Here is an 8716-nt window from a genome sequence, read left to right on the forward strand (position 1 = left end):
GGCTCGTCGCCCTGTGGCTTAAGCGAACTACCCAACGACGGTCGGGCCGTCCTCAGATGGCTTGCCCGCCTGTGCCGCGGCGGACCGCGAAAATGTGCGTGCCGCCCGGGAACCCGCGATGGTGCTTGCCCCGATGCTGATGAGTGCACCGAGGATTATGGCTGCGGCTTCTCCCGGTCCCAGCAACTGCAATTGGGAGCCGATAGTGGCGGCGGCAACCGGCACTCCCAACTGGGACGCTGCAAGCACCGCAAGCGGCAGAGGCTGGCCGAGTAGCCGCAGGCTTCCATGGACCAGGAGGGTTCCCAGGCCAAGGGAAATCCCGAGGAGAATCATTCTGGGGCTTCCCGCAAGGTCCCGAAGATCGAGCGATGCTCCCAGCCAGACAAAGAACACCGGCCCTAGAAAGCCGTCATTGACGGCGAAGAGTTGATGAGCCAGCCGCCGGGGTTCGCCCACCGCTGCGACCACCAGTCCGAAGGAGAACCCGGCCAGCATGATGGACACATGGCCTGCGACGGCAAGCCCGGAGAGTGCGAAGAGCAGCGCAAGTTGGATCCTCAACTCCAGGGCGAACTTCCGGTCCTCGGACAAATCATGCACCCGTCCGCGCGTGCCGCCGCGCTCCAGCCAGCGAAGCACAAAGAACAAGACCGCCGCGCTGCCCGCGACGAGCGCTGCCCCGAGGGCTGCCCTCGGGGCATTGGGTGGGTCAACAGCAAGCGGAAGCGCCACAATGCAGGCGACGTCCGCCACCGCAACCTGTGCCGTTGTCATCAGGACCTTTGGACCTGTCAACCGCAGCGAATCGACGATCGGCAGGACCAAGGCTGCCGAAGAGGAAGCGAGCAGAACGATGTATAGGGGTGCATGCCGGGTTCCAAAGACAAAGGCAATGACGATTCCGACGGCGCCCGCAAGCACCGCGGCGATGCCGGCACGCAGGGCGCCGCCACCCAGGGCGGGACGGATGGCTGCGTCCCGCACCGGGACATGCGTCCCGGCGACGAACATAATGAGGGCGAACCCGACGTCGGCCACAAACGTGAACGTGCGATCCGAGGAATCCACCAGGTCCAGACCCGTGTGCCCGATGGCGATACCAGCCAGCAACTCCCCCGCCACCACGGGAAGGTGCCATTTCACAGGAAGCGCCAGCAGCGGCCCGAGGAGAGCGACGGCGGCGATCAGCGAAAGCTGATAGAACGACACGTCCCTCCTTCTGCCGTCATTGCGGTTGGCTTACGGACGTTACCGGGGCGCGTCAGCCAGTTTGAGTGGAGTGGACTCACAGTACTCACGCCGTTGCACGCGGTCAACGGCGTTCATGGACTCCGTGGCCTTTCGCCGGGGAACACGATTCCGAGCTGGTTCCTGATGGCGTCGGCGACGGCCATGGTCCGGATGGATTCGGCGAGCGGCCGTTGCGGGACTTCCAGCTGCCCTGCCGCAATGGCACGGGCGACGGCGGCAGCCTCGTAGTGCAGGCCATCAAAGTGCCTCCGGCCGGCTCTTCATGGGCCAGTCGGGTGCCGTCCGGGAAGCGGATGGTGAAGCCGCCAGGCATGTTGAACGGCCCGTCTAGGGTCAGGGAGGCCTCCGTGCCCAGGACATAACAGCCGAAAGCTGGGCATTGACTCCGGATTCGTGCGGTTCACCGACCGCCAGGAGACGGTCCGGTTCGCCCAGGACGGACGTGATGAGCGAGAGCGGATAGGTCCCGAGGTCCAACAGCGGGCCACCTGCCAGAGCCGGGTCGAAGATCCGGTGGCTGCGGTCAAAGTACTCGCCGTATTCGGCGAACACTGTTGAGAGGTCCCCGAGTATTCCGGAGTCGAGCACCTGACGGATGACGTCGAACTTGGGCACGAAGAATGTCCACATGGCTTCGGCCGCGAACAAGCCGGCCCCGGCTGCCCGGCTGGCGATGCCTGCCGCCTGTTCGCGATTGATGCCGATCGGCTTTTCAACCAGGACATGCTTGCCGGCGTCGAGCGCCACAAGCGCAGCCTCGTAGTGGAAGTTGTGCGGCGTGGCCACGTAGATGATGTCGACGTCGGAGGCCGCCAGCTCCTCATAGCTACCGAAGGCTGCAGGGACGCCGTATCTTCCGGCAAACGCCGCGGAGCGGTCCAGCGAGCGGGATCCGATCGCGACAATCACCTGCGAAGTGTGCGCCGGCACGGATTCCGTGAAGCGTTCCGCAATCCAGCCGGGACCCATGATCCCCCAGCGGAGCGGGGGTGCATCCCGGGATTCTGGAACCCGAGATTCAGGGAGCGATCGGTTCCAAGTCCGTTGATTCGTTTATCAACCAGGCACCGGCGACCTGTCAGCCGAACCACGGGTCAGACTTGGAGGTCATGCATCTACGCGGCAACGCGGTCATGAAGTGTGGCAGGAACCCAAACCCGCGCCAGCGCTGAGGGGAGGGCGGTTCTTCACTATCGTCGCGGTAGTGGAACGGCTGCGGTTTGTCCCTGCGTCAATCCGATGATGCCCTCACCGCTGGCCGCGGCCCGGCGTGACAGCCGTCGGCGGGACACCGAACTCCTGCTTGAACGCACGGCTGAAGTGGGCCGTGTCGAGGAAATCGAGGAGGCTGTTCACCGTCCGATTAACGGCGTCGTCGTTGGTCCATCTCGAGGCTGATCCCGCGGATCTGGTCCGCCGCGATGGAAAGCGAGCCGGCTCCAGGCCGTGCGGCAAGACACTCTCGACATCACCCGGCTCCAACCAGGGATCGACGCTGGGCTGAAAGCCCATCATGAATTAATCTATTGAAATGATTAATCCAAAACTTGCCAAAAGACTAGCAACCATTTCCTTGACCCTTGCCATGGTGGCCGGTGGTAGTGTCCTGGCCGCGGCCCCAGCTCAGGCCATCACAGGCCCGGGCTGGACGCGCGTATGGACCACGCCGCAGTCGTATTGCATCAAGGTGATGGGGCAATACGCGGCCAGGGGCTACCTGACCACGGGATGCACCTACTACGGAACGTCTGCAAGTGGGGGCGGCTACTTCGATTACCACCGCTGATTCACCTGCCAGCAAGCCGCACTCCCAATGAGTACCTGATTGCCGGTACTCATTGGGAGCGCGGCCTGGATCGCCAACCGGTGCATCACCACCAAGCATGTGCTTTTCAACAACAGGCACCTGATAGCGGCCGAGATGTCGGCCTACCGTGCCGCGCGACGAGTGAAGATCAGATGGAGAACTCCGAATGGAGAAGGTGTCGCTTCGATTTCAAAGCGTTGCTCGAGTCCTTCGAGTCCATCCCAGAGCCGTTCGCCCCGGCCCAGGACGATCGGCACAACGACGATGTGCATGTGGTCGATCAGATCGGCCTCGAGGAACTGCCGAACCGTGCTGACGCCGCCACCGATCCGGACGTCGAGGTCACCGGCCAGGGCGCGGGCCTGCTTGAGCGCAGAGACGGGGTCGGCGTCAACGAAATGGAAGGTTGTCCCGCCTTCCATCTCGAGTACCGGCCGGGGATGGTGTGTCAGAACAACGACAGGGGTGTGGAAGACGGGGTTATCGCCCCACCATCCCTGCCATTCCTCGTCCTCCCACGGACCGCGTTGAGGGCCGAACTTGTTGCGCCCCATGATCTCCACGCCGATCCCGGGCCCCCACGTGCTGGCGAACGCCTCGTCGACGCCGAAGGATCCCTCCGACTCCCCGTGGATGCCCATCTCGCGGAAGGTGCGCGTCTCGAAAGCCCACTCCACCAGCCGTGAGCCTGCGTGACCGAACGGAGCGTCGAGTTGCTGGCCCTCACCGGCGCCGAAGCCGTCGAGGGAGACCGAGAAGTTATGCACGCGGACGAGGGACATGTCATCTCCTGAACTGCTTGTCGTTCGCAATCACTTTATGGTGATCGAACCCAACCACTCAAGAGGTGCCCGTCTTCACGGCGTAGGCGGTGGCTTGGGCCCGCACCTGGCGAATGTAGGGATCGGACTGGTTGTAGGAGTAGATGGCGTCGGTCCATCCTTGCGCGGTTGAGAGGTCACGGCCGTGGGCGCAGAGGTAGGTCGCCGCGCTGAGGGCGGCGTCGTCGATATTGAACGGGTCCGCTTTTCCGTCCCCGTTCCCGTCCCGTCCTGCAAGCTGCCAGGTGGTGGGAATGAACTGCATGGGTCCGACGGCGTGGTCCCAGCGGGCGTCGCCGTCCAGGGCACCCGCGTCCGTGTCGGCAATGGCGGCGAATCCGGCGCCATTCAGGCTCGGGCCCACAATCGGGCCTCTCGCCTGCCCTGCGGTGTTGAGGCTGCCGCCGCCGTAGGTTCCGTGCGCTGATTCGACGAAGCCGACGGCGGCCACGGTGTTCCAGCCGATCCCGCACATCGGAGCGGAATCGTTGGCCGTGGCTGCCGCAGCAACGTAGGCCCGGAGCACGCGGGCTGGGATCCCGGTCTGCGCGGCAGCCCGGATGAGCCACTGGGCATCCGGGCTCGGGGTCACGTTCACAGCGGTGGTGATGCCGGTGGAGAACGTATCAAGCTTCGCTACGGCCCGCGGCGGTGGAGCAAGGGCCCCACGAGCGTCGACGCCGGGCTGCCGGACTGCCCAGAACGAGAATGCGGCGATGGCGCAAACCGCGAGCAGGCTGAAAACCACAAGGCGTTTTAGACGGAGCACGGACTAATCAAACCATCCAACCTGACACCAAACGCTCCATAGGCACTACGACATCCCACCGTTCCGTCATGTCGTCCTCAACGACGCAGGCAATGAACGGATGTGAAGTACCAGCCAGATGGCAGGCACCGGAGCTTCCTACACTGGCATCCCCGCATCAACCTTCTGGATGATCCTGAGAAATCGATGCAGCCGTAGTCTCGAGACATGCTCTTGCCTGCGATCATCCTCATCACCTCAGCTCTGGTCTTTTACTCGATCGGCGTATGGTCGGAGCATCGCCAACGCGTTCTGAAGTGGTGGCATGCGGGATTCTTTGCATCCGGCCTGATCTGCGACGCCAGCGGAACGTACCTGATGACTCAACTCGCGGCATCAAGCGAAGTTCGGCCCGGTGGAATCGGCGCGGGCCTCAATGCCGTGATGGCCGTCACCGGGGCAGCAGCATTGCTGCTCATGTTGATCCATTTAAGCTGGGCCATCATCGTGTTGCTGCGTAATCGCGATGTCGAGAAGAAACGCTTCCACCAGTTTTCACTTCTCGTCTGGGCCATCTGGCTCGTCCCCTATTTCACCGGAGCCATAGGCACCAGCCTGGCCTGAGTGCGGCCGCCGTAGTCACGCCATCGCATCGCACCAAGCTCGGCCGCACAATGGGGCAAAGCAACCTGCCAGGGGCCCAGCAGAACCCGTCAACAAGTCGCATACGGTCATGCACTTATCCCGGAACGTCGCCTTGAACAGTCGTGACATCAAAGAATGCAATCCAGCCGAGCCCCGCAGGCCCGCTATCTCGCTTGATCGCGAAGACGAGAACTGGTTGTTTCTCTGCGCCCAACCAAGAACCACAGAACCGAGCCAATTACCGGTACCGCAAGAACGATGAGGGCCCAGACGACCGTACCGCCAGTGGTATGAGTCCTATTGCGCGCAATGCTCACGAGCGCCGCAATGAACAGGATTGCGTGTCCCGGTTCTTCCGGTTTTGCTGCTTCGGCCATGAGCTGGTCAATGCGTGCCAAGTCCGTCTGGGCGGCTTGGAGGCGTCGGCGTGCTTGAAGGCTTCCGCCAGTTACGTGCTTGAAGGGTTCCGCCTGTGCTTTATCTGCCTGTTCGACGCGCCACCCGGTAAGGTTCTCACCGCCGTCGAGCGGGTGGCTAGGCTGGGTGGATGGCGACAGTTATTCTCGTGCGGCACGGCCGCACCACAGCCAATGCCACTGGACTGCTGGCCGGTCGGGCCGTCGGCGTCAGCCTGGACCAGATCGGGCGCGACCAGGCGGCTCTGACCGGTGACCGGCTCGCGGCCGTGCCCGTGGTCGGGGTGGTGTCGAGCCCTCTTGAGCGTTGTCAGCAGACCGCCCAGCTCATCCTCGATCGCCAGGATGGCACGCCGTACGCGACGGTCGATCCCGATCTCACCGAGTGCGATTACGGCCAGTGGCAGGGCCGCACGCTCAGTGATCTCGCGACCGAGAATTTGTGGCCGGTTGTGCAGTCGCAACCGTCCGCCGTCGTCTTTCCCGGCGGTGAATCCATGGCCGCGATGCAGGCCCGGTCGGTGGCAGCGATTCGACGCCACGATGCAGCCTTCGAAGCCGAGCACGGGCCAGGGGCCGTGTGGGTGGCGGTGAGTCACGGTGACATCGTCAAGTCAATCCTCGCCGACGCGCTCGGCATGCACCTTGACCTGTTCCAGCGTATTAACGTGGGCCCCGCCTCCGTATCGATCGTGCGCTACGGCGCTAGCCGGCCGAGTGTCTACGCGACCAACACCGACGCGGGTGATCTGTCGTGGCTGTCGAACGCCATCCACTCTGGCGATGCGCCGGTGGGCGGCGGCGCAGGGCAAAAGGCGCCATGAACCTCATGTGCCTAAAATACTGACATGCCTACACGTGTTCATGAGTTTGCCTGGCCGGATCGGGTCGTCGTTGGCACCATTGGCCTTCCGGGGGCGCGCACGTTCTACCTGCAGGTGCGCGCAGGGACGCAGATCGTGAGTATTGCCCTGGAGAAGCAGCAGTCGGCCCTGCTCGCGGAGAAGGTCGACGAAATTCTCGACCAGCTCATGACCGCCGAGGGCAACCCCTTCAGCGTTCCCACGAGTACTCCCGTTGAACTTGTCGACAATGACCAGCTCGAGGCCGTTCAGGAGCAGTTTCGCACCGGCGCCATGAGCTTAGGTTGGGACCCAACCACGGCCCAAGTCGTAATAGAGGCCTACCCCATCGCCGATGTCGATGCTGATGACAACGACGAATCGCTTCATGAGGACGGCGCTAACGAGCCCGAAATGCTGCTGGTGCGAATGCCGGTCGGCACCGCCCGCGCATTCGCCAAGCGCACCCGTGAGATCGTGGGTGCCGGGCGTCCGACGTGCTCGCTCTGCGGTTACCCCATAGACGCCGACGGGCACATCTGCACCCTTCCCGAGGTCTGATGCCAGCGCCGGACCTAGTGACCGCAGAGCTGACGCTCACCGGCCGCATCACCACGGCTTCAAACGCTACATTTCTGGGCAGCATCGGCGACGTGGTGGTCGTCTATAAGCCGATTGCAGGCGAAAGCCCGCTGTGGGATTTTCCCCACGGCACCCTGGCTCACCGGGAGGTGGCCGCCTACCTGGTCTCGCAGGTCTTCGGCTGGGACATCGTGCCGCACACCTGGCTGCGCGATGGTCCGATGGGCGAAGGAATGGTGCAGCTCTGGCAGGAGCAAGACCCCGCCCAAAGCGCCGTGAACCTGATCGCGACGGACCACGTGCCGGAGACGGGTTGGAAATACGTTCTCGAGGGACGAGATGAGAACGGACGGATGGTCGCCCTCGTTCACGAAGACTCGCCAGCGCTCAGACGCATGGCGGTGTTCGACATGGTTGTCAACAACGCCGACCGCAAAGGCGACCACATTCTTGCCATGACGGACGGACACCGGCACGGCGTGGACCATGGACTCACCTTTCACCGTGACCCTAAGCTGCGCACCGTGCTGTGGGGATGGCTGGGAGACGCTCTGACCGCCGAGGAACGCGACGGCATCGATCGTGTCAGCGAAGGACTGCACGGTGGGCTGGGCCGAAACCTGGCGGACTTGCTCAGCGCCGAAGAAATCGCATCGCTCGCCGCGCGCTGCGCCCGGTTGCGCTTGGCAGGGCGGTTTCCGGCTCCGAGCAATGAGATGTCGGCGGTGCCCTGGCCGCTGTTCTAAGGGAATTACGGCTACGGGTTTCGCAGGCTGTGTCGCGTTGATGGCATGGATCTCAAAGTGGCGACGGAGCTCACCATTCCTGAGCGCGGGCTCGGCTGGCGATTTTCCTAGGAGCCGCGCCCCGGCCAGCAACCCTCTGTTCCGAAGGTTTGGGCGATGGGAGAGACATCAACTGTCACCGGGAATTCGCTGCCGAAACGCCGATAACAGCGCATGTGTCCCCCCGGGCTTGAGAGACGCGCGGATAAAGGTCCAACAACTTTCCGACGAAGAAGCATTCATTCACTAGGCGGTGGCCATCCGCTCCGACCAGCGCCCCGCCGACCGCTAGGAGGGGCGCAACAGCGCGTCGGTTGGTTCTCTCCGCAAACCTTCGGGTCACGCCATGGTTGCTGTAATGACTGGGGCTTCCCCTGTTCCCATCAGCGTGCGGTCTGGGGCACGGTCCAGAATCCTGGGGGCCGCCAGCGCGATGACCATTGATCCCGCGCCGAAACAGGCCAGGGCGAGGGCGACGTCGGCATTTGAGCCGCCGAAGAGTTCCCGGGCATAAACCACGGTGTTGACGAGCACCAGGGCTGTGGCGGCCGCCACCACCAGGTTCAGCGCCATCAGCCCCCGCAGTTCCGGCGTCCTGGCAAAGATCCGGGCGCCCAGGGTGGTCCGGTGCCACAGCGAACCCTCCGGCGGAGCTGGATGCGCCGCCGGCAACTGGTGGTCACCACCAGCGCCGCCGAGAACAGGAAGCCGGCCACGGTTCCCAGGAACAGCTCGTGGAAGGACAGCACCGTCAGCAGTGCTGCTGCCAGCGCGGGACTGGCCAGGGATTCGAGGTCGTAGGCCAGGCGCGAGAGC

Annotated in this window: 10 protein-coding genes and 1 pseudogene; 4 read left to right on the forward strand and 7 right to left on the reverse strand. The window is 63.8% G+C overall.

Annotation, left to right across the window (positions count from 1 at the left end; translation table 11 throughout):
- Window positions 1-27 precede the first annotated feature (27 nt).
- The 4 genes from K789_RS0105800 to K789_RS0105820 form a co-directional block, all read right to left on the reverse strand.
- Window positions 28-1212 carry a cation:proton antiporter gene (locus K789_RS0105800; protein WP_024365937.1) on the reverse strand — a complete coding sequence of 395 codons (1185 nt, stop codon included), beginning with the start codon at window positions 1210-1212 and terminating at the stop codon, window positions 28-30.
- A 375-nt stretch (window positions 1213-1587) separates the two neighbouring features.
- Window positions 1588-2223, reverse strand: a complete 636-nt coding sequence (locus K789_RS22450) for a Gfo/Idh/MocA family protein (RefSeq protein WP_237739527.1) — start codon at window positions 2221-2223, stop codon at window positions 1588-1590.
- A gap of 960 nt (window positions 2224-3183) precedes the next feature.
- Complete coding sequence (locus K789_RS0105815; protein WP_024365939.1) at window positions 3184-3843, reverse strand: dihydrofolate reductase family protein; 660 nt, start codon at window positions 3841-3843, stop codon at window positions 3184-3186.
- A 58-nt stretch (window positions 3844-3901) separates the two neighbouring features.
- Window positions 3902-4651, reverse strand: coding sequence for a lytic murein transglycosylase (locus K789_RS0105820; protein ID WP_024365940.1), 750 nt, complete (start codon window positions 4649-4651; stop codon window positions 3902-3904).
- Between the two features lie 207 nt (window positions 4652-4858).
- Here K789_RS0105820 and K789_RS0105825 point away from each other — a divergent pair, with 207 nt between their 5' ends.
- Window positions 4859-5254: an HsmA family protein gene (locus tag K789_RS0105825; protein ID WP_024365941.1), complete on the forward strand. Its 396-nt coding sequence runs from the start codon at window positions 4859-4861 to the stop codon at window positions 5252-5254.
- 185 nt (window positions 5255-5439) lie between these two features.
- Here K789_RS0105825 and K789_RS26775 read toward each other — a convergent pair whose 3' ends face one another.
- Window positions 5440-5652: a PLD nuclease N-terminal domain-containing protein gene (locus K789_RS26775; RefSeq protein ID WP_084507300.1), complete on the reverse strand. Its 213-nt coding sequence runs from the start codon at window positions 5650-5652 to the stop codon at window positions 5440-5442.
- Between the two features lie 170 nt (window positions 5653-5822).
- Here K789_RS26775 and K789_RS0105830 point away from each other — a divergent pair, with 170 nt between their 5' ends.
- From K789_RS0105830 to K789_RS0105840, 3 genes are read left to right on the forward strand one after another with little or no spacing between them, the layout of a single operon-like run.
- The gene (locus tag K789_RS0105830) at window positions 5823-6515 is read left to right on the forward strand and encodes a histidine phosphatase family protein (RefSeq protein ID WP_024365942.1); all 693 of its coding nucleotides are present in this window, start codon (window positions 5823-5825) and stop codon (window positions 6513-6515) included.
- 24 nt (window positions 6516-6539) lie between these two features.
- On the forward strand, window positions 6540-7094 hold the full coding sequence (locus K789_RS0105835; protein WP_024365943.1) for a DUF3090 domain-containing protein: 555 nt from the start codon (window positions 6540-6542) through the stop codon (window positions 7092-7094).
- Window positions 7094-7861 (forward strand): SCO1664 family protein, encoded by a 768-nt coding sequence (locus K789_RS0105840; protein WP_024365944.1) that lies wholly within the window; start codon window positions 7094-7096, stop codon window positions 7859-7861. Before K789_RS0105835 ends, K789_RS0105840 begins: the two co-directional genes overlap by 1 nt.
- Before the next feature lie 378 nt (window positions 7862-8239).
- Here the strand turns inward: K789_RS0105840 and K789_RS26395 are convergent, their stop codons facing one another.
- Both K789_RS26395 and K789_RS26400 read right to left on the reverse strand, forming a co-directional pair.
- Window positions 8240-8473: a hypothetical protein gene (locus K789_RS26395; RefSeq protein ID WP_024365945.1), complete on the reverse strand. Its 234-nt coding sequence runs from the start codon at window positions 8471-8473 to the stop codon at window positions 8240-8242.
- Window positions 8473-8716: pseudogene (locus K789_RS26400) on the reverse strand (hypothetical protein); the annotation flags it as partial. The gene K789_RS26395 and the pseudogene K789_RS26400, both read right to left, overlap by 1 nt.

This window comes from Arthrobacter sp. TB 26, from assembly GCF_000427315.1.
Taxonomy (GTDB): domain Bacteria; phylum Actinomycetota; class Actinomycetes; order Actinomycetales; family Micrococcaceae; genus Arthrobacter.